The organism is Brevundimonas sp. FV1ye29L, from assembly GCF_058681095.1.
Map to the genome: position 1 here is coordinate 696,843 of NZ_CM178730.1, position 19,348 is coordinate 716,190.

The 19,348-nt window shown below is 67.8% G+C and carries 17 protein-coding genes and 1 other annotated feature; of the genes, 4 read left to right on the forward strand and 13 right to left on the reverse strand.

Annotated features, from left to right (window positions below):
* The first annotated feature begins 91 nt into the window (after positions 1–91).
* Positions 92–155, forward strand: a sequence feature (sul1 is cis-regulatory element that is thought to sense ions involved in sulfur or methionine metabolism; They are found in Alphaproteobacteria).
* Between the two features lie 38 nt (positions 156–193).
* Positions 194–1,675 (forward strand): SulP family inorganic anion transporter, encoded by a 1,482-nt coding sequence (locus ACW17W_RS03515; RefSeq protein WP_492079366.1) that lies wholly within the window; start codon positions 194–196, stop codon positions 1,673–1,675.
* A 9-nt stretch (positions 1,676–1,684) separates the two neighbouring features.
* Here ACW17W_RS03515 and ACW17W_RS03520 read toward each other — a convergent pair whose 3' ends face one another.
* The 4 genes from ACW17W_RS03520 to ACW17W_RS03535 form a co-directional block, all read right to left on the reverse strand.
* Positions 1,685–4,027 carry a glycoside hydrolase family 3 N-terminal domain-containing protein gene (locus ACW17W_RS03520; protein ID WP_492080246.1) on the reverse strand — a complete coding sequence of 781 codons (2,343 nt, stop codon included), beginning with the start codon at positions 4,025–4,027 and terminating at the stop codon, positions 1,685–1,687.
* Positions 4,028–4,111: 84 nt separating this feature from the next.
* Positions 4,112–5,305: a glutathionylspermidine synthase family protein gene (locus ACW17W_RS03525; RefSeq protein WP_492079367.1), complete on the reverse strand. Its 1,194-nt coding sequence runs from the start codon at positions 5,303–5,305 to the stop codon at positions 4,112–4,114.
* A gap of 207 nt (positions 5,306–5,512) precedes the next feature.
* Positions 5,513–6,253 (reverse strand): PspA/IM30 family protein, encoded by a 741-nt coding sequence (locus ACW17W_RS03530; RefSeq protein WP_492079368.1) that lies wholly within the window; start codon positions 6,251–6,253, stop codon positions 5,513–5,515.
* 14 nt (positions 6,254–6,267) lie between these two features.
* On the reverse strand, positions 6,268–6,960 hold the full coding sequence (locus tag ACW17W_RS03535) for a YjfI family protein (RefSeq protein ID WP_492079369.1): 693 nt from the start codon (positions 6,958–6,960) through the stop codon (positions 6,268–6,270).
* Between the two features lie 157 nt (positions 6,961–7,117).
* Here ACW17W_RS03535 and ACW17W_RS03540 point away from each other — a divergent pair, with 157 nt between their 5' ends.
* Genes ACW17W_RS03540 through ACW17W_RS03550 form a run of 3 tightly spaced genes read left to right on the forward strand, consistent with a single transcriptional unit; the run spans position 7,118 to position 8,880 of the window.
* A complete protein-coding gene (locus ACW17W_RS03540) occupies positions 7,118–7,777 on the forward strand; it encodes a YjfK family protein (RefSeq protein WP_492079370.1) in 660 nt (219 codons plus the stop codon).
* A 49-nt stretch (positions 7,778–7,826) separates the two neighbouring features.
* Positions 7,827–8,240: a DUF350 domain-containing protein gene (locus ACW17W_RS03545; protein WP_492079371.1), complete on the forward strand. Its 414-nt coding sequence runs from the start codon at positions 7,827–7,829 to the stop codon at positions 8,238–8,240.
* A 4-nt stretch (positions 8,241–8,244) separates the two neighbouring features.
* Positions 8,245–8,880 carry a DUF1190 domain-containing protein gene (locus tag ACW17W_RS03550; RefSeq protein WP_492079372.1) on the forward strand — a complete coding sequence of 212 codons (636 nt, stop codon included), beginning with the start codon at positions 8,245–8,247 and terminating at the stop codon, positions 8,878–8,880.
* Positions 8,881–9,012: 132 nt separating this feature from the next.
* On the opposite strand, the gene ACW17W_RS03555 is transcribed toward ACW17W_RS03550, so the two are convergent.
* The 9 genes from ACW17W_RS03555 to ilvD form a co-directional block, all read right to left on the reverse strand.
* Complete coding sequence (locus tag ACW17W_RS03555) at positions 9,013–9,705, reverse strand: TorF family putative porin (protein ID WP_492079373.1); 693 nt, start codon at positions 9,703–9,705, stop codon at positions 9,013–9,015.
* Between the two features lie 83 nt (positions 9,706–9,788).
* Positions 9,789–11,138, reverse strand: coding sequence for an ammonium transporter (locus tag ACW17W_RS03560; RefSeq protein ID WP_492079374.1), 1,350 nt, complete (start codon positions 11,136–11,138; stop codon positions 9,789–9,791).
* 304 nt (positions 11,139–11,442) lie between these two features.
* Positions 11,443–12,546: a 3-isopropylmalate dehydrogenase gene (gene leuB, locus ACW17W_RS03565; RefSeq protein WP_492079375.1), complete on the reverse strand. Its 1,104-nt coding sequence runs from the start codon at positions 12,544–12,546 to the stop codon at positions 11,443–11,445.
* Positions 12,546–13,142, reverse strand: coding sequence for a 3-isopropylmalate dehydratase small subunit (gene leuD / locus ACW17W_RS03570; RefSeq protein ID WP_492079376.1), 597 nt, complete (start codon positions 13,140–13,142; stop codon positions 12,546–12,548). Before leuD ends, leuB begins: the two co-directional genes overlap by 1 nt.
* Complete coding sequence (leuC, locus tag ACW17W_RS03575; RefSeq protein WP_492079377.1) at positions 13,135–14,571, reverse strand: 3-isopropylmalate dehydratase large subunit; 1,437 nt, start codon at positions 14,569–14,571, stop codon at positions 13,135–13,137. Before leuC ends, leuD begins: the two co-directional genes overlap by 8 nt.
* Positions 14,571–14,825, reverse strand: a complete 255-nt coding sequence (locus ACW17W_RS03580) for an ACT domain-containing protein (protein WP_492079378.1) — start codon at positions 14,823–14,825, stop codon at positions 14,571–14,573. Before ACW17W_RS03580 ends, leuC begins: the two co-directional genes overlap by 1 nt.
* Positions 14,822–16,534, reverse strand: coding sequence for an acetolactate synthase 2 catalytic subunit (gene ilvG / locus ACW17W_RS03585; protein WP_492079379.1), 1,713 nt, complete (start codon positions 16,532–16,534; stop codon positions 14,822–14,824). Before ilvG ends, ACW17W_RS03580 begins: the two co-directional genes overlap by 4 nt.
* A 25-nt stretch (positions 16,535–16,559) precedes the next feature.
* Complete coding sequence (gene ilvC / locus ACW17W_RS03590; protein WP_492079380.1) at positions 16,560–17,567, reverse strand: ketol-acid reductoisomerase; 1,008 nt, start codon at positions 17,565–17,567, stop codon at positions 16,560–16,562.
* Positions 17,568–17,570: 3 nt separating this feature from the next.
* Positions 17,571–19,340 carry a dihydroxy-acid dehydratase gene (ilvD, locus tag ACW17W_RS03595; RefSeq protein WP_492079381.1) on the reverse strand — a complete coding sequence of 590 codons (1,770 nt, stop codon included), beginning with the start codon at positions 19,338–19,340 and terminating at the stop codon, positions 17,571–17,573.
* Positions 19,341–19,348: the final 8 nt, after the last annotated feature.

A 19,348-nucleotide genomic window follows, 5' to 3' on the forward strand; every position in this document is an offset into this window, starting at 1 on the left:
TGCGGAACCGTCTGGCGTCCATTCGCGGCCTCGGCGAAGGACGCCGGCCCTTGTGTCCCCCGGCCCCAGCGGGCAAGAGGGCGCGTCAAACATCGGACCCGCCCCTGTTCGCAGGAGGGGGGTGGCTATCCTGACCGCCGATCCGTCAGGAAACCCGAGCCGCGGGATGCGGCTCACCCGCACGAAGAACCCCATGTCCATCATCGCCTCCGCGCGCGAGCAATGGCTCGCCAACCCTCGCCGCGACCTGCTGGCCGGGACCGTTGTGGCCCTGGCCCTGATCCCCGAGGCCATCGCCTTTTCCATCATCGCCGGGGTCGATCCGGCGGTGGGCCTGTACGCCAGCTTTATCATCGCCGTGACCATCGCCTTCGTCGGCGGCCGGCCGGCGATGATCTCTGCGGCCACCGGGGCCATGGCCCTCTTGATGGTCACCCTCGTGCGCGACCACGGCCTCGAGTATCTGTTCGCCGCCTCCCTGCTGTGCGGGGTGTTCCAGATCGTCATCGGCCTGTTCCGGCTGGGCCGGTACATCAGGTTCGTGTCGCGCAGCGTCATGACCGGCTTCGTCAACTCACTGGCCATCCTGATCTTCCTGGCCCAGATGCCCGAGCTGATCGGGGCCAACTGGCAGACCTTCGCCCTCGTCGGGGCGGCCCTGATCATCATCTACGGCCTGCCGCGCCTGACGAAGGCCGTGCCGTCGCCGCTGGTGGCCATCGTCCTGCTGAGCGGTTTCGTGATCTGGAGCGGGCTGGATGTCCGCACCGTCGGCGACATGGGTCAGATGCCCTCGACCCTGCCGATGTTCCACATCCCGGTCGTGCCGCTGACGTGGGAGACGCTGGTCATCATCGGGCCGATCGCTGCGACCCTGGCGTTCGTCGGTCTGCTGGAGAGCCTGCTGACCGCCAACCTGCTGGACGACATCACCGACACGCCGTCGGACAAGGATCGCGAGACGCGCGGTCAGGGCATCGCCAACATCGCCTCGTCCCTGTTCGGCGGCATGGCCGGCTGCGCCATGATCGGCCAGTCGATCATCAATGTGACCAGTGGCGCGCGCGGCCGGTTGTCCACCCTGTGGGCCGGGCTGTTCCTGCTGTTCCTCATTCTGGTGCTGCAGGACTGGGTCGCCCGCATCCCGATGGCGGCCCTGGTGGCGGTGATGATCATGGTCTCGGTCGGCACCTTCGACTGGGGTTCGGTGCTGAAGCTGCGCTCCACCCCGGTCCAGTCCTCCATCGTCATGGTCGCCACCACCGCCACCGTCGTCCTGACCCATGACCTGTCGAAGGGGGTGGTGCTGGGCGTGGTCCTGTCGGCCATCTTCTTCATGCGCAAGGTCGGCAAGACCGTGGTGGTCGAGGAGATCCCGACGCCGGAGGCGGGCGTCCTGCGCTACCGCGTCACCGGTCAGCTGTTCTTCGCCTCGGCCGATGTCTTCGCCGCCGCCTTCGAACACCACGGCCACCCCACCCGCGTCGAGATCGACATGACCGGCGCGCACCTGTGGGACCTGACCGGTGTGGCGGCGGTGGACAAGGTGGTCTTCCGCTATCGCCGTCAGGGCGCCGAGGTCACGGTCATCGGCATGAACCAGGCGGGGCAGACCCTGATCGACCGGGTCGGCCGCCACGACAAGGATCACCTGCCGCAGGCCGCCGCCCACTGACCGAAGGTTCTATCGCGTGAGGGTGAACCGCGTCGGCGTTCCGGTCTGGGCCGAGGGGACGAGCCAGAGGTCAAAGGCGCCGGGTTCAACGGTCAGGGTCCCGTTCGCGCCGATGAACTCAAGCTGGCTGCGTTTCAAGGTGAAGGCGACCGTCACGGTCTCTCCGGCCTTGATGGCGACCTTGCGGAAGTCGCGCAGGCGCTGGCCGGGCTGGGTCAGGCTGGCGACGCGGTCGCGGACATAGAGCTGGACGGTCTCCACCACATCCACAGGGCCTGTGTTTGACACAGCGACGGAGGCAGTGATCTCGCCGTCCCAGGCCATTGTGGCGGACGACAGGGTCGGGCTCGAATAGGCGAGGCGGCCATAGGTCAGGCCGTGGCCGAAGGGATAGAGGGCGGTGTTGGTCGTCTCGCGATAGCGGGCCGTATATTCCTCGACGGCCTTGGTCGGGTCGGCGGGTCGGCCGGTGGTCTTGTGATCGTAGGAGAAGGGTTGCTGGCCCGACTTGTGCGGGAAGCTGACCGGCAGGCGGCCGGACGGGGAGTGGGCGCCGAACAGGACATCGGCGACGCTGTGGCCCATCTCCGAGCCCAGGAACCACGACACGACGATGGCCGGGGCGTCCTTGACGGCGCCCGACAGTTCCAGCGCCCGGCCGTTCCGGAGCAGGACGACGACGGGCTTGCCGGTGGCGGCCACGGCCTCGGCCAGGGCCTGTTGCGCCGGCGGCAGGGTGATCTCGGTGCGGGCCTGGGCCTCGCCCGACATGCGGCTGCCCTCGCCGATGGCCAGGACGACCACATCCGCGCGTTCGGCTGCGGCGACCGCCGCCTCGATCCCTCCGGCCAGAGGGCCCTCGATGTCGGAGCCGCGGGCGATCGCGAGACCTTGCGGGTCGGTCATGGCGGCGCGGAAACCGGTCTCCAGCGAGATGCGGTGCTTTTCGTCGCCCCAGATGGTCCAGGGACCGAAGACATTGTCGACGTCGTCGGCGAAGGGGCCGATCAGGGCGATCTTCTGGCCTTCGCGTTTGAGCGGCAGCAGGTCGCCGTCGTTCCTGAGCAGGACGATGGACTTGGCCCCGGCCTCGCGGGCCAGGTCATAGTGGGCGCGGGAGCCGCAGATGGCCTTTTCCCGCACGGGGTCCATGCCGCGATAGGGGTCGTCGAACAGGCCCAGCGCGGCCTTGACGGTCAGGACGCGGCGCACCGCCTCGTCGAGACGGGCCAGGGGCACATCGCCCTTTTCCACCAGATCGGGCAGGTGCTCAAGATACAGGCCCGAGACCATGCTCATGTCGACGCCGGCCAGGATGGCGATGCGGGCGGCGTCACGGCCGTCCTCGGCGAAGCCGTGGGCGATCAACTCCTGTTCGGAGGTGTAGTCGGAAACGACGAAGCCGGCGAAATCCAGCTCGTCGCGCAGAACCTCGGTCAGCATGTGGTGATTGCCCGAGGTGGGCACGCCGTTCAGGTCGTTGAAGGCGCTCATCACCGACATGGCCCCGGCGTTCACCGCCGTCTGGAAGGGCGGCAGGAACACCCCGCGCAGCGTCGCCTCCGACATATCGGTGGTGTTGTATTCCATCCCGCCCTGGGCCGCCGAATAGGCGATGAAATGTTTGGGCGTGGCGACGAGGGCGTCGGGGTGGTTCAGGCCATGGTCGCCCTGGATGCCGCGCACCCGGGCCTCGGCCAGAATCTGGTTGAGCAGGACGTCCTCGCCCCCGCCCTCGACCACCCGGCCCCAGCGCTGGTCGCGGGCCACGTCGATCATCGGGGCGTAGTTCTGGTGAATGCCGGACACGGCGCCCTCGAGCGCAGCGGCGCGGGCGGTGCGGCGGGCCAGGTCGGCGTCGAAGGCGGCGGCCTCGGCGAGCGGAACCGGGAAGACGGTGTAGAGGCCGTGGATGATGTCGGCGGCGAACAGCAGCGGGATCTTGAGACGGGTCTCCTCTACCGCGATGCGCTGGATGCGCCGGCCGGCCTCGGCGCCGACGCCGTTGAACAGATTGCCCAGTTCGCCCGAGCGAATCAGTCGGGCCACCCGGCCGGGATCGCCCTGACCATCCAGCGGATTGACGTTCTGGGGCCGGAAGCGGAACGGGTCGCCCAGCAGGTTAAGCTGTCCCGCCTTCTCGACCAGGGTCATCTGGCCGATCAGCCATTCGATGCGGGCCGCGTGGTCCAGACCGGCCGGCGGCGTCGGGCCCGCCGTCTGGGCGCGCGCGCCGGACGGGACCGAGAAGAGACCGGCGCCCAGTGCGGCGAGGGAGGCGAGCTTGGACATGGCGGACCGGCGGGACATCTGGGAGGCTGAATACGTCATGGCGGCGGTCGAAGCGATCATCATGACGAACTTCTAGTCGGAATGTAACCGGTTACGCCAGACTCGCAATCGCGAAGCCGACGAAAAGCCGCAGGGAACCCTGCCTCAGTCGTGGATGAAATGGGGAAGGAAGCGCGAGGTATTGCGCGTGATCGGCCCCGAATCCTCGCGCAATCCGATGCCGGCCGGCTCGTTTCCGACCAGCCAGGAGCCGATGATCACGTGGTTGCCGCCGAACACGGGCGGGGCGTGCAGGGCCTGCCGGATATGGCGCCCTTCGCCATAGCCGCCGTCGAGCACCGGCTGGGCGGCGCCGTCCAGCGTCATCTCCACATTGGCGCCCTCGCGGGAGAACAGGGGCTTGCGGACGTAGGAGGTTCCGAGGGAGGCTGCGGCCGGGTCGTCGTCGAAATACGATTCCAGCAGGTTGGGGTGGCCGGCATGGCGTTCCCACAGCAGGGGCAGGATGCCCTTGTTGGACAGGATGGATTTCCACGCCGGCTCCAGCACGGTCACTCCGGCATCGGGCAGGGGGCGGGCGTAGTCGTCGCGCAGCATCTGTTCCCATGGATAGAGTTTGAACAGGGCGCCGATCAGGAAATTCTCGTGATCAACGAAACGACCGTCGGCATTCAGCCCGATGTCGCCGATGGCCACGAACTGGGGGTCGAGCCCGGCCTGTTTCGCCAGATCCTCAAGGAAGCGCACGGTCTGTCGATCCTCGACGAAATCGGGGTCCGAGGTGAAGTGGACAAAGCCGCGCTCTCCCGACTCATTGGGCGGGAAGATCGCCCGGAACCGGTCGACCAGCTGCTCGTGCAGGCTGTTGAACTGGTCGGCGTCGGCGGGCAGGACGCCGGCCTCGATCTGTTGCTCCAGCCACAGCCACTGGAAGACCGCCGTCTCATAGACGCTGGTCGGGGTGTCGGCATTGTATTCGTAGAGCTTGGCCGGGCCGCGCGACCCGTCCTGAAGGCCGTCGAAGGCGAAGTCGAACCGGCCGTAAAGGGACGGGTCGTTGCGCTTCCAGCTGTCGGCCACATAGTCGCGCATCGGCTCGGGGATCTCGAGCCGCTCCATCAGCCGTTCGGACTGGACCACCTCGTCGACCAGGGCCAGGCACAGGTCCTGAAGCGCGGCGGTGGGCGCCTCGATCCCCTCCTCGATCTCCTGCAGGGTGAAGGCGTAGGCGGCGGTCTCGTCCCAATAGGTCGCGCCCGTTTCATGGCTCCAGGTAAAGCCGACCTCGCGGGCGGTGTCCTGCCAGTCGGGGCGGGGGTCGAGGGTGATGCGTTCCATGGCGGTTTCCTTTGTCCTCCCTGTCGCGCAGCGATGGGGAGGTGGATCGGCGGCGATCAGCCGACGAGACGGAGGGGGCGGCCCGGTGGCTGGAGTGAGCGGCGGGACGTAGCCGGAGTTACGGGCGACACCCGGTCGCCCCCTCCGTCACGGCGCAAGGGCGCCGCGCCACCTCCCCGTTCGCCAGGCGAACGGGGAGGACAGACGTTACGCCGGGTCCTTGTCCGCCGACTTCATCTCGATCTGCGGCGTGACGATTGTCGTGTTCGGCGCCGAGAGGCGGGCGAGGATGTCGTCGGCGGAGGAATGGCCGGGCAGGATGCCGGCTTCCTTGAGCTTGGCGTCGAGGTCGGCGCCGGTGCGGCGGTCCTCCAGCTCCTGACCGACGCGCAGCTTCTCTTCCTGCACCGCCTGTTTCTGTTTGATCCGGGCCAGGCTGTCGGCGGCGGAGCCGATGCGCGAATGGGCGCCCTGGGACTGGAGGGCGACCGAGGTCTGGGCGCGCTGGACCGAATCGTTGACCTTGACGATGTCGACCTCGCGCTTGAGCGTCTCGATCTTCTGGTCGGTGGCGGCGATGGCCTGACGCAGGCGCGCCTCGGCCTGTTTCATCCCCTCGATCAGGGGGCCGCGCGTGCCGATTTCCGTCTCCAGCTCGGCGATGCGCTGGGCGACCTCGCGGGCCAGGTCGGTCTTGCCCTGGGCCAGGGCCGAGCGGGCGGAGGATTCGTATTTGGCGATCTGGTCGCCGAAGCTCTGCATCTCGTTTTCCGCCATGCGGCGGCGGGCGACGAGCCCGGCGAGGTCGTCGCGGGCCTTGCCCTGGTTGGTGTCGGCGTCGCGGATTTCCTGATCGAGGATCTTCAGCGCATTGGCGTCGACCAGCGACTGGCCGGCCTCATGGGCGGTGCCGCGGAACAGGGCGGAGAGTTTGGCGAGCATGGACATGTCTGGTCTCCGGATCAGGCGGCGTCGGCGGAGGGCGCGCCGAAGGTCTGGCGCAGTTCGGTCGCGTCGATGGCGTTCTCGGCCAGGGTGCGCAGTTCGATCAATATGGTCTGGAGCGTCGTCTTGGAAGACAGTTCGCCCATCAGTTCATAGACGTCCTGATCGCCCACCGTGGTGATGGCGAAGTTGGACAGGGGCACCACGCGCTGGGCCTTCAGCAGGAATTCGTTGAAGGCGGCGGCGTCGGCCTGTTCGGCGACGGGCCAGAGCAGGACGGAGGCGACGATCTGGGCGCCGCCGACCGACAGATAGACCGGCAGGTCGCCGTATTCATGCATGGTCGCGAGAAGCACCGGGTCGGCGCCCTCGACCACACGCAGGGTCATTTCGCCCTCGCGGACCAGGGCGGAGGCTTCCAGCGCATCGCGAATGGCGGACACGGTCCAGGGGGTTTCGATCACGGCATCCATCTGATGGGGCTCTCCGGGGGTGATGGCTTGTGAAGTAGGGCGTCGCGGGCGGGCGGCCAAGGTCGGGCCGCGCGTCGAGTCGGTCACAATGGCGCGGACGGCGGCCCGGACATCGTCGCGCACGGCCCGGGGCACCCAGAGCTCGAGCTTGACCATGCCGGCGTCGCGGCGGGCCTTTCGCCAGGCGCGGATGCGATCCGAACCGGGGGCAGGCGAGATGTTGTCGTCTTTCGTCATGTACATGTAACGCGTAACATGAACGCTTGACGATAGGCAAGCGGCGTGTGAGGTTCGGCCTATGCGTTATGCGCGACATCAGTATGCCAGGCGAAAATCCGCGATTGCGGCCGCCGTGACGCTCGCGACGACGCGGTTTCGGGGCTAGAGATCGGCCATGTTCAAGCGTCTGTTCGGCGGAAGTGATCCGGCCCCGGCCAACCGGCTGGCCGAGGTGCGCAACATCACGATCGGGCGAACCGTGTCGCTGGATCCCCTGGCCTGGCGCCGGCTGGGTGATGAGACGGTCTTCACCCTGGATCGCGACGTGCTGAACATCTCGGCCCAGGGCTCGATCGCCCTGGACAGCGGTCAGCATGTGCATCGCTTCTATACCGACGACCACGTCATGCTGCAGGCCATGAGCGATGACGCCGAGGGGCGGGAGGCCTATGACTTCAGCCTGTTCACCCCGTGGACCTCGGCCTATCCCCCGGGCGAGCGGGAGCGGCGGATCTGGCGCGACCGGCTGTCGGAACCGGTGTTCAGGGGCGGCGCCGAGGATCTGCCGGACTATCCGCGCTACTGGTTCGCCGAGAGCGATGCGATCCAGCCCCCGGTGACCCTGTGGGAGACGATCTGGGACGATCGCGCCGCGACGACGCCGTATTCGAAGATCTTCCAGACCTGCATGCTGTATGCGCGGGATCTGGCCGGTGGACGCGAGCTGATGCTGGCGCTGGAGATGCAGCCGCAGGACGCCGCCGGCAAGGCGGGCGACACGAGCCACGAAATCATGGTTGGCATTCCGCTGGAAATGGCCGAATTCAACGCCTGACCGGCGCCTGTTTTATCCTGCGCTTCAAGCGCCGGGGAAGGAGACGAGAATGTTCGATCTTTACGGATTTCAGCACGGGGCCACGGCCTTCCTGATGGCCTTTGCGGCGGCGGCGGCCTTCACCATTGCGTTCAAGCTGATCTATCAGTGGATCACGCCCTATCATGAGCACACCCTGATCCGGGCCGGGAACACGGCGGCCGCGATCACACTGGGCGGCGCCCTTCTGGGCTATGTCCTGCCGCTGGCCTCGGCCCTGTCGCAGACCGTCAGCCTGCCGGAGTTCGCGGCCTGGGCGCTGCTGGCCGGCGGCATACAGATTCTCGTCTTCCTCGTGGTCAGCCGGCTGGCGCTGCGCGACCTCAAGGCGCGGATCGAGGCGGGCGAGATGGCGCCGGCCCTCTATCTGGCGGCGATCTCGATCTGCGCCGGCCTGCTCAACGCCGCCTGTATGACGGCCTGATCCCATGACCGACCTGACCAAGAAGGCCCCGGAGGCCGACCTGCCGCAGTCGACCGCGATGCGCCGGATGATGCGCTCGCGGGTCATGCATGTGACCAGTCTGATGGCCACGGCCACCTTCACCCTCGCGGCCTGCGGCGCACCGCAGGTGGCGGCCCCGGAGACCGCGCCGTCTCTGGCCTATACCTCGCTGGACGAATGCAGGACGGCGAACGATATCCCGGACTCCGAATGCGACGCCGGCTACGCCAATGCCCGGGCGGATGCGGAGAAGACCGCGCCACGCTACGCCACGCGTGAGGAGTGCGAGGGCCAGTGGGGGCCGTCCCAGTGCCAGCCGAACAACGCCAACTCGGGCGGTGGTTCCTTCTTCACCCCCCTGTTGACCGGTTTCATCGTCGGCCAGATGTTGAATGGCGGAGGCTATCGCGGCGGCGGCGCCCTGTATCGCGACCGCGACGGCCAGTATTCCAACGGGGCCGGCGGTTATCTGGGCCGTGACTATCGCACGGGCCGGAATGTGGCGCGCGGACGCGACGACGTTCCCGCGACGCGACAGGCGCCGAGCCGGGTGCAGAGCCGGACAACCGTGGTCTCGCGCGGCGGCTTCGGCGGCGGCGGACGCAGCTACGGCGGCTGATCCATCCGGAGCCTGGCCAGAGGTGGAATTCTGACCTGAAATTGAAAACGCCGCCCGTGTCTCACTCCACGGGCGGCGCCTTGCTTTTTACCACTCGTCGCCAGGAAGGCGGCGGTTGTTCCCGATCTGGCTCTAGAAGGCCGCCTTCAGGGTGGCGACGATGCGACCGTCGCTGATCGGGATGGACGGGGTGTCGACGTCCGTGTCGTGATAGCGCAGGTCGGCGGCGAGCGGCGTCCCGGCGAAGGCATAGGTCGCGCCCAGATTCCACGTGACATAGTCGTCGCTGACATTGAGCCACTGCTGGCCGAGGGCGCCCGAGACGGTCAGGTTTTCGATCGGCGACCACGCGGCGTTGACCTCGACATAGGTCGCCTCGTCGTCAACGCCGAAGAAGTCCGGCGAGAAGTAGATGGCGGCGCCGGCCGTGACCGGGCCGATGGCGCGCGACGCGGCAGCCTTCAACTCGACATAGTCATAGTCGGAGTTGGCACCGGGCGCGTAGCCGTAGAAGACGATTCCGCCGTCCCAGGAGAAGCCGGCCGCTTCGCCCCGGAAACCGCCATAGACGTCGATCTCGACGTCAGTGTTGTCGCCGAAATCCACGTTGGAGGCCCAGGCGCCGGCATAGAAGCTGCCGATGGTCACATCGACGCCGCCCTGCAGGGCCGGATCCTCGGCGGTCTGGCTGAAGCCGCGGAAGACGTAGTCGGACGTCACGGCGGCGTTGAAGGCCACATCGACGTCCTGGGCCGAGGCGGCGGAGGCTGCGGCGGACAGGCCCAGGGCCAGGGCGGCGGCTGCGCAGGCGGTGGTGAGTTTCATTTGGTATCCCCGATGATTGTTGTTGTGGGTCGAGAGTGGCCGGACGCGAGGGAGGTCGCGTCCGGCCGGTGGTCGTTGACGGATCAGCTGTGATCCAGGGCTTCGCCGTGCAGCACGGTGTCGAGACCTTCGGCCTCTTCGGCTTCAGAGACGCGCAGTCCGGTGGTGAACTTGCAGATCAGCAGGATCACCAGGGTGCCGACGGCGCTGTAGGCGATGGTCCAGACCAGGCCGATGGCCTGATCGACGACATTGGCGCCTTCCGACAGGCTGTTGATCGCGGTCGAGGCGAACACGCCGGTCAGCAGGGCGCCCAGCAGGCCGCCCGCGCCGTGAATGCCGAAGGCGTCCAGGCTGTCATCGTAGCGCAGCAGCTTCTTGATCCAGACGGACGAGATGTAGCAGACCGGTCCGGCCAGCAGGCCGATGATGACCGCGCCCTTGGGATCGACGAAGCCGGCGGCCGGGGTGATGGCGACCAGACCGGCGACGATGCCGGACAGCATGCCGATCAGGGAAACCTTCTTCTTCTCGATGACCTCGATCAGCTTCCAGGTCAGGGCGCCGGCAGCGGCGGCCAGGACGGTGTTGAGCAGGGCCACGGCCATCAGATCGTTGGCTGCGCCGGCCGAACCGGCGTTGAAGCCGATCCAGCCCACCAGCAGCAGGGAGGCGCCGATCATGGTCAGGACAGGGTTGTGAGGCGTGATGGACTCGGTGCCGTAGCCTTTGCGACGGCCCAGGAAGAGGGCGCAGACCAGGCCGGCGACGCCTGAGTTGACGTGAACGACGGCGCCACCGGCGAAGTCCAGCACACCGGCCGAACCCAGGAAACCGCCGCCCCAGACCCAGTGACAGATGGGCGAGTAGATGAACAGCGACCACAGGGCCGTGAACAGCAGCAGGGCCGAGTACTTGAACCGTTCGGCGAAGGCGCCGGTGATCAGGGCCGGGGTGATGATGGCGAAGGTCATCTGGAAGGAGATGAACAGGAACTCGGGAATGCCCGGCAGCAGGCTGTTGGCCGTCTGGAGGCTGACGCCATTGAGGAACAGCATCTCGAGGCTGCCGACATAGGGCTGGAGCCCCGCGTTCGGATTGGCGCCGAAGGCGATCGAATAGCCGGCGATGAACCACACAAGGGTGACGACGGCGAAGACGCCGACGGATTGGGTGATGGTGGCGATGACGTTCTTGCGGCGCACCATGCCGCCATAGAACAGGGCCAGGCCCGGCAGGGTCATCAGCAACACCAGGGCGGTCGAGGTGCCGAGCCAGGCCGTGCCGGCGGCGTCGAGTTCAAGCGCAGCCTGGTGGCCGAGCAAGGCCGGTGCAGCCTCCTGGGCCGAGGCTGCACCGGCGGCGAACAGCCCGACGGTCAGCGCGGCCAGGGCAAGGCCGCCCGGTGTTACGCGTTTCAATAGGTGTGACATGTTTTCCCCTCATGCGATCTCGCAGTTGCGAAGTAGCCATCACGCTTTCGCGATATGCAAGGGGGAAGCGGGGCCTCCGGCGCAATTTTCATGCCCCTGTTGCGAAGATGACCGAGAGGTAAAGGTCATAATCACCGGAATCACTGGCTCACGGACAAATTCACATTTTCGCGAGCGCAAAATCACGGCGCGATGAAAAGCTTGGCCTTTCGCGCACGATTCGTGTCCTCACGGCCGCACAGGGGCGCCACACCCTTAGATGTGGGGCATTGCGGCTGAATCGCCGGGCGATGTCGGCCGAAGATCAGCCCCAGTGCATCTGTACGCGATGGGCGGCGGCCCAGTGGATGGCGCGGATGGCGTCGATGATCGCCTCGGAGGCGGCGCGGGTGCCCAGTTCGCCGCCCAGGTCGGCGGTGGTGGCTCCGGCCGCGAGAACGGCGGCCACCGCCGCCTCGATGGAGTTGGCCTCGTCCTCGAGACCCAGGCCGTGCCGCAGCAGCATGGCGGCCGAGAGGATGGTCCCGGCCGGATTGGCCAGGTCCTGGCCGGCGATGTCCGGGGCGGATCCATGGATCGGCTCGAACAGTCCGGGGCCGCCCGAGCCGAGCGACGCGGAGGGCAGCAGGCCGATGGAGCCGCCCAGAACCGAGATCTCGTCGGACAGGATGTCGCCGAACATGTTCTCGGTCAGGATGACGTCATAGTCGCGCGGCTTCTGGATCAGATGCATGGCCATGGAGTCGACCAGGGCGTGTTTCAGCTCGACCTGCGGAAACTCCTCGGCATGGATCCGGGTGACGACCTCGCGCCACAGGCGGCTGGTCTCCATGACATTGGCCTTGTCGACCGAGGTGACCTTGCCCCGGCGTTGCAGGGCGGTGCGGAAGCCGGCGCGGGCGATGCGTTCGATCTCCGCGACGGAATAGGAACAGACGTCATAGGCTGAACCGTCGTCCTTCCTGCCCTTGTCGCCGAAATAGACGCCGCCGGTCAGCTCGCGGAAGACGATCAGGTCAACGCCCTCGACGATCTCCTTCTTCAGCGGCGAGCGGTGGGCCATGACCGGGGACACCTGGAGCGGGCGCAGGTTGGCGAACAGGCCCATGGCCTTGCGGATGGTCAGCAGGCCCTCCTCCGGGCGACGCGGGGCGCCGTCCCACTTCGGCCCGCCGACGGCGCCGAGCAACACGCCGTCCGAGGCCAGGCAGGCGTCGAGGGTGGCCTGTGGCAGGGGATCCCCGACGGCGTCGATGCCGGCCCCGCCGATCAGATGTTCCGAGAACTCGAAGCGGTGGCTGTAGAAGTCGCCGATCACCTCCAGAACCGCGCGCGCACAGGCGGTGACTTCAGGCCCGACGCCGTCGCCGGGCAGCAGGACGATGCGATAGGTCTTGGTGCTGGTCATCAGGCGGTTTCCGCTTCTCTGGCGCGCTCGAAAGCTTCGATGTCGGGCAGTCTCGATTCCAGCCAGCCCAGGGTGTCGACCCCGTCCAGCAGGCATTGGCGGGCGAAGGCCTCGACCTTGAACGCAACGGGATGGGCATTGCCGCGCCGGATCTCATTGGCCTCGAGGTCGATGGTGACCGGCTGGTCGGGATGGGCGGCCAGATCGTCCCAGACGGCCTGATCGACCACCACGGGCAGCAGGCCGTTCTTCAGGGCGTTGGACGTGAAAATGTCGGCGATCTCGGTCGATATCACCGCCCGGAAGCCGTAGTCGGCCAGGGCCCAGGGCGCATGTTCGCGCGACGAACCGCAGCCAAAGTTGCGGCCCGCCAGCAGGATGCGGTGTTCGGTCGGGTCGATGCGGTTGAGGATCGCCTCGGGCTTCAGCGAACCATCGGCCTCATAGCGCCAGTCATAGAAGGCGGCCTTGCCCAGACCGTCGCGCGTGGTCGTGGTCAGGAAGCGCGCGGGAATGATCTGGTCGGTGTCGATATTGGCCTGGCTGAGGATGACGGTTTTCGACATCAGCGTCCGGATGGGCTCGATCTCAGACATCGGCCGTCTCCCTCAGATAGACCCGCGGGTCGGTCAGGACGCCGGCGATCGCGCTGGCGGCGGCGGTGGCCGGGCTGGCGAGGATGGTCCGGGAGCCCTTGCCCTGCCGGCCCTCGAAATTGCGGTTGGAAGTCGAGACGGCCAGCTGTCCCGGTCCGACGAAATCGCCATTCATGGCGATGCACATCGAACAGCCCGGAAGACGCCACTCGGCCCCCGCCGCGATGAAGACCTGGTCCAGTCCTTCCGCCTCCGCGTCGCGGCGGACGGCCTCGGAGCCCGGCACGACCAGCATGCGCAGGCCCGGCTTGACCTTGTGGCCGCGCAGGACCCCGGCGGCGGCGCGCAGGTCGGGCAGGCGGCCATTGGTGCAGGAGCCGATGAAGACGACGTCGACCGGCTGGGTCGTGGTCGTCTCGCCGGCCGTAAAGCCCATATAGGCGATGGCCTTGCGGTCGCTGTCGGATCGGGGCTGGGGCACGACCTCGCCGATGGGGACCCCGGCGTCAGGGGTGGTGCCCCAGGTGGCCATGGGACGGATCGCCGAGCCGTCCAGCCGGACCTCCGTATCGAAGGTCGCGCCAGGATCGGTGGCCAGGGTCAGCCAGTCGGCGGCGGCCGCCTCCCAGGCCTCGCCCTTCGGCGCATGGCGACGGCCGCGCAGCCATTCGACGGTCTTTTCGTCCGGGGCGATCATCCCCGCGCGGGCGCCCGCCTCGATCGACATGTTGCACAGGGTCATCCGCCCTTCCATGTCCAGCGAACGGACGGCCTCGCCGGCGTATTCGATGACATGGCCCGTGCCGCCGCCGAAGCCGATCGCGGCGATGACGGCCAGGGCGACATCCTTGCCCGAGACGCCGGGCTGCAGCTGGCCGTCGACGGTGACGCGCAGGGTTTTCGCCCTACGCTGCAGCAGGCACTGGGTGGCCAGGACGTGGCCGACCTCGGAGGTGCCGATGCCGAAGGCCAGGGCCCCGAAGGCGCCGTGGGTGGCGGTGTGGCTGTCGCCGCAGACCACGGTCATGCCGGGATGGGTCAGGCCCTGTTCAGGCCCCATGACGTGGACGACGCCGCGCTGGTCCGAGCCCCAGCCGGCCAGTTCGACGCCGTGGCGGGCGCAGTTGGCCTCCAGCGTCGCGACCTGGGACCTGGCCGCGGGCGTCACATAGGGCCGCTCGCCGTCGACGGCGGGCAGGGTCGGGGTCGAATGGTCCAGGGTGGCGAAGGTGCGGTCGGGACGACGGACCTTCAGCCCGCGCGCCTCGATCTCGCTGAAGGCCTGGGGGCTGGTGACCTCATGGACCAGATGCAGGTCGATATAGAGGACAGCCGGCGTCGCCTCCGTCTCGTCGACGGCGAGGTGACGCTCCCAGACCTTTTCGTACAGGGTTTTCGGACGTGACGCGCCCGGGACGCCTTCAGTCATCAGGCGGCCTCGGAGCGAAAGGCGGCGTCGTTCGAGATGCGGCGCGCCCCCACCAGGCGGTCGATCTGCAGGCCCAGATTGTCGATCGAACGACCCGTGTCCCGACCGCGGACGGTCAGGGCGATGTTCAGGGCCGCGCCCTCCGGCGCCATGGTGATGGCGTCGATGTAGAAGCCCCGGCGCTCCACCAGACCGATCAGACGCTGAAGCGCGCCGTCGGCCCGGTCGATCAGGATGTGAACGGTGTCGGTCATCGTGCGCCCTCCAGCATTTCGGCGTTGTTCTTGCCCGGCGGCACCAGCGGCCAGACGTTGTCGTTCGGATCGATGATGACGTGCATCAGGATCGGCCCCTCGGCGGCCAGCAGCCGGTCGATGCCGTCCGAAACCTGATCGCGGCGGTCGATACGGAAGGCCGGGATGCCGAAGGCCTCGGCCACCTTCACGAAGTCGGGGTTGTCGGACAGGTCGACCTCGGAGAAGTTCCGCTCGAAGAAGAACTCCTGCCACTGACGCACCATGCCCAGACGCGAGTTGTCCAGCAGGATGATCTTCAGCGGGATCCTGAACCGGTTGACGGTCGCCAGCTCCTGGATGTTCATCATCACCCCGCCGTCGCCGGTGATGGTGACGACACAGGCGTCCGGCTCGGCCAGTTTGGCGCCGATGCCGGCGGGCAGGCCAAAGCCCATCGAACCGAGGCCGCCCGAGGTGATGTGCGCCTGCGGGCGCGAGAACTCGCAGTACTGCGCAACCCACATCTGGTGCTGGCCGACGTCACAGGCGGCGATGAAGCCGGGGCCGGCCTTCCTCGACAGTTCGTTCAGCAGCTGGGGGGCGAAGACGCCTTCGCCGGGGGCGTTATAGTCGAACGCCTGGGCCACGGACTGCGCCCGCCACCGGTCGGCCCATTCCGACACCTCGATGGCGGCGCCGGTCGACAGGCGCGCGTTCAGCGCCTCCAGATTGGGCCTGAGATCGCCGACGACCCCGACCGCAACCTTGCGCAGCTTGCCGATCTCCGACGGGTCGATATCGAAATGGACGACCCCGGCGTGGGGGGCGAACTCGTTCAGCTTGCCGGTGGCGCGGTCGTCGAAACGGGCGCCGACGACGATCAGCAGGTCGCTTTCCTGCACCGCCTCGTTGGCGCAGCGGGCGCCGTGCATGCCCAGCATGCCCAGAAAATTGTCCTGGCCCGTCGGGATGGTGCCCAGGGCGTTCAGCGTCGAGACCTGAGGGATGCCTGTCATGGCCGCGAAGGCGCGCACCGCATCGACGGCCCCGGAAATCTTGGCCCCGCCGCCGATATAGAGGACGGGGCGACGGGCGGCGCGAATCGCGGCCTCGGCCTCGGCGATGACCGCGGCTTCTGCGATGACCGCGTGGTTCGGGACGTGGAAGGCGCGCGCCTCGCTGGTCAGCTCGAACTGGACGTCCTTGGGCAGGTCGATCAGGACCGGTCCGGGTCGACCCGACCGGGCCAGATGGAAGGCCTCCTCGATCACCGCCGGAATGTCGGCGGCGCGACGGACCAGATAGGAGTGTTTCACGATCGGCAGGGTGACGCCCAGGATGTCGACCTCCTGGAAGGCGTCCATCCCCATCACGCCCTGGGCGACATTGCCGGTGATGCAGACCATGGGGACGGAATCCAGCATGGCGTTGGCGATGCCGGTGACCAGATTGGTCGCCCCCGGACCGGAGGTGGCCATACAGACCCCGACCTTGCCGGAGACGCGGGCATAGCTGTCGGCGGCGAAGGCGGCGCCCTGTTCGTGGCGGCACAGGTAGTGGCGCAGGGACGACCCGGCCAGGGCGTCATAGATCGGCATGATGGCGCCGCCGGGATAGCCGAACAGCACCTCGACCCCCAGCTTTTCAAGCGTGGAGACCACCAGCCGCGCGCCCGACTGGGGCGCGGTCTCGGCGGAGGGCTTCAATGCGGTTGCGGCGGCGCTCATCATGCTTGCTCTGGTTCAGTCCGGCTCAGGCGGCTTCGGATTTCGGCGCCTGCAGCCAGGCCATCCGTTCGCGCAGCGAGGCGCCGACGGCCTCGATGGTCTGGTCGCTGTCGGCCTTGACCAGGGCGTCATAGGCGCCCTTGCCGGCTTCATTCTCGGCGATCCACTCGCGGGCGAAGGTGCCGTCCTGGATCTCCGTCAGGATCTCCTTCATGCGGGCGCGGGTCTCATTGTTGATGACGCGCGGACCCGAGACGACCGAACCCCATTTGGCGGTCTCGGAGATGAACTCGTTCATCTTGGTGATGCCGCCCTCGTAGAACAGGTCGACGATCAGCTTCAGCTCGTGCAGGCATTCGAAATAGGCGATCTCGGGCTGGTAGCCGGCCTCGACCAGGGTGTTGAAGCCCGAGATGACCAGCTCCTTGGCGCCGCCGCACAGGACGGCCTGTTCGCCGAACAGATCGGTCTCGGTCTCTTCACGGAAGGTGGTTTCCAGCAGGCCGCCGGTGGCGCCGCCGTTGCCCTTGGCATAGCCCATGGCGCGGTCGCGGGCCTTGCCCGTGACGTCCTTCTCGATGGCGAACAGGGAGGGGACGCCGCGGCCGCGCTGGAACTCACGGCGGACCAGATCTCCCGGGCCCTTGGGCGCGACCAGGATGACATCCATGTCCTCGCGCGGGGTGATGCGGCCGTAGATGATCGAGAAGCCGTGGGCGAACAGCAGGGCCGAACCCTGTTTGGCGTTCGGCTCGATGACGGTCCTGTAGACCTCGGCCTGGATCATGTCGGGGGTCAGGATGGCGATGATGTCGGCGCCCTTGACGGCCTCGGCCGGCTCGGCGGTCGGGACGCCGTCGGCCTGGGCGTGTTTCCAGCCCTTGCCGCCTTCGCGGACGCCGGCGACGACGTCGTGGCCGGAGTCCTTCAGGTTCTGCGCGTGGGCGCGGCCCTGCGAGCCATAGCCGATGATGGCGATGCGCTGGCCGGCGATGACGCCCGGACGGATGTCGTCATTGGTGTAGATCTGCATGGTTCAGGCCTTCTCATGGGATTTGGCGGCGACGGACCGGGGAGTCTGGGCCGGGGGAGGGTTGGGAATGGTCACGGCGCCCTGGGCGGCCGAGGCCACCGAGGCGCGGTATTTGGCAAAGACCCCGACGGCCGGGTTCAGGGGCGGGGGGACATGGGCGGCGCGACGGGCCGCCAGGTCGGCGTCCACATCGATGCGGCGGTTGGTGACGTCGATGGTGATGCGGTCGCCGTCGCGGATCAGGGCGACGGGGCCGCCCGCCGCCGCTTCCGGTGAGACGTGGCCGGCGACGAAGCCGTAGCTGGCGCCCGAGAAACGGCCGTCGGTCAGCAGGGCGACGTTCTCGATCCTGCGGCCTTTCAGGGCGGCGGTGACCTGCAGCATCTCGCGCATGCCGGGGCCGCCTTTCGGCCCCTCATAGCGGATGATGATGACGTCGCCTTCGCCGACCGATCCATCCTGGACGGCGTGGAAGGCGTCTTCCTCGCTGTCGAAGACGCAGGCCGGACCCTCGAACCTGTCGACCTTGTGGCCGGTCAGTTTGATGACGGCGCCCTCGGGGGCGACGTCGCCATAGATGACGGCATAGGAGCCGCGCGCCATGACCGGAGCGTCGAAGGTGGCGACGACCTGCTGGCCGGGGGCTTCCTCCGCTTCGGCGGCTTCGGCGAACAGGCTTCGGCCGGTGACCGTCGGCGTGTTTGCGATCTTGCCGGCCGCGGCCATGCGCTGGGTCACCAGTCGCGTGCCGCCGGCGGCGAACAGGTGGGAAGCCAGGAAGCGGCCGCCGGGCTTCAGGTCGCAGATGACCGGCGCCTCGACGCAGGCCTGGTGGCAGTCCTCGACGCCGAAATCGACGCCGGCCTCGGCCGCGATGGCCGTCAGGTGCATGACGGCATTGGTCGACCCGCCCGAGGCCGAGACGGCGACGGCGGCGTTCTTCAGGCTGGCGCGGGTGATGTATTTGCGCGCCGTGTCGCCGGCGAAGACCCGCTCGACAATCAGCCGGCCGCAGCGTTCGCCCTCGGCCGCCTTGGCCGGGTCGACGGCGGGGACGTCGTTGGCGCCCATGGGCGACAGGCCCATGACCGACAGGGCCATGGCCATGGTGTTGGCGGTGAACTGGCCGCCGCAGGCGCCCGCGCCGGGACAGACGGCGCTCTCGACCGCCTTCAGGCCTTCATCATCCAGGGTCCCGGCCGCATGGGCGCCGATGGCCTCGAACACCTCCTGGACCGAGACCTCCCTGTCGCCCTGCGGCGACGGCAGGACGCCCGGCAGGATGGTGCCGCCGTAATACACCAGGCCGGGGATATCCATTCGCGCCAGGGCCATGGCGGCGGCCGGAATGGTCTTGTCGCAGCCGACGATGCAGATCACGCCGTCCAGCTGGTGCCCCTGAACCGCCAGTTCGATGGAGTCGGCCACGACCTCGCGTGAGATCAGCGAGGCCTTCATGCCCGGCGACCCCATGGAGATGCCGTCGGTAACGACGATCGTATTGAAGTCGACGGGCCAGCCGCCCGCGGCGATGATTCCCGCCCGGACGTCCCTGGCAAGACGGTCCAGATGCATATTGCAGGGGGTGACCGTCGACCAGGTGTTGACGATGGCGATCATCGGCTTGTCGAAGTCGGCGTCCTGCATCCCCGCCGCGCGCAGATAGGAACGCGCCGCCGCCCGGCCGGGGCCGGCGGTGATCGTGCGGCTGCGGCGATTGGCCGGGCCGGGATCGTCTACGGGCGTTTTTGCGGGGGACGCTTGGTCAGTCACTGTGTCGG

Excerpts from the sequence above, each read along its gene's own strand:
- ACW17W_RS03515 (WP_492079366.1), top strand. The coding sequence starts at position 194 with ATGTCCATCATCGCCTCCGCGCGCGAGCAATGGCTCGCCAACCCTCGC.
- ACW17W_RS03520 (WP_492080246.1), bottom strand. The coding sequence starts at position 4,027 with ATGATCGCTTCGACCGCCGCCATGACGTATTCAGCCTCCCAGATGTCC.
- ACW17W_RS03525 (WP_492079367.1), bottom strand. The coding sequence starts at position 5,305 with ATGGAACGCATCACCCTCGACCCCCGCCCCGACTGGCAGGACACCGCC.
- ACW17W_RS03530 (WP_492079368.1), bottom strand. The coding sequence starts at position 6,253 with ATGTCCATGCTCGCCAAACTCTCCGCCCTGTTCCGCGGCACCGCCCAT.
- ACW17W_RS03535 (WP_492079369.1), bottom strand. The coding sequence starts at position 6,960 with ATGACGAAAGACGACAACATCTCGCCTGCCCCCGGTTCGGATCGCATC.
- ACW17W_RS03540 (WP_492079370.1), top strand. The coding sequence starts at position 7,118 with ATGTTCAAGCGTCTGTTCGGCGGAAGTGATCCGGCCCCGGCCAACCGG.
- ACW17W_RS03545 (WP_492079371.1), top strand. The coding sequence starts at position 7,827 with ATGTTCGATCTTTACGGATTTCAGCACGGGGCCACGGCCTTCCTGATG.
- ACW17W_RS03550 (WP_492079372.1), top strand. The coding sequence starts at position 8,245 with ATGACCGACCTGACCAAGAAGGCCCCGGAGGCCGACCTGCCGCAGTCG.
- ACW17W_RS03555 (WP_492079373.1), bottom strand. The coding sequence starts at position 9,705 with ATGAAACTCACCACCGCCTGCGCAGCCGCCGCCCTGGCCCTGGGCCTG.
- ACW17W_RS03560 (WP_492079374.1), bottom strand. The coding sequence starts at position 11,138 with ATGTCACACCTATTGAAACGCGTAACACCGGGCGGCCTTGCCCTGGCC.
- leuB (WP_492079375.1), bottom strand. The coding sequence starts at position 12,546 with ATGACCAGCACCAAGACCTATCGCATCGTCCTGCTGCCCGGCGACGGC.
- leuD (WP_492079376.1), bottom strand. The coding sequence starts at position 13,142 with ATGTCTGAGATCGAGCCCATCCGGACGCTGATGTCGAAAACCGTCATC.
- leuC (WP_492079377.1), bottom strand. The coding sequence starts at position 14,571 with ATGACTGAAGGCGTCCCGGGCGCGTCACGTCCGAAAACCCTGTACGAA.
- ACW17W_RS03580 (WP_492079378.1), bottom strand. The coding sequence starts at position 14,825 with ATGACCGACACCGTTCACATCCTGATCGACCGGGCCGACGGCGCGCTT.
- ilvG (WP_492079379.1), bottom strand. The coding sequence starts at position 16,534 with ATGAGCGCCGCCGCAACCGCATTGAAGCCCTCCGCCGAGACCGCGCCC.
- ilvC (WP_492079380.1), bottom strand. The coding sequence starts at position 17,567 with ATGCAGATCTACACCAATGACGACATCCGTCCGGGCGTCATCGCCGGC.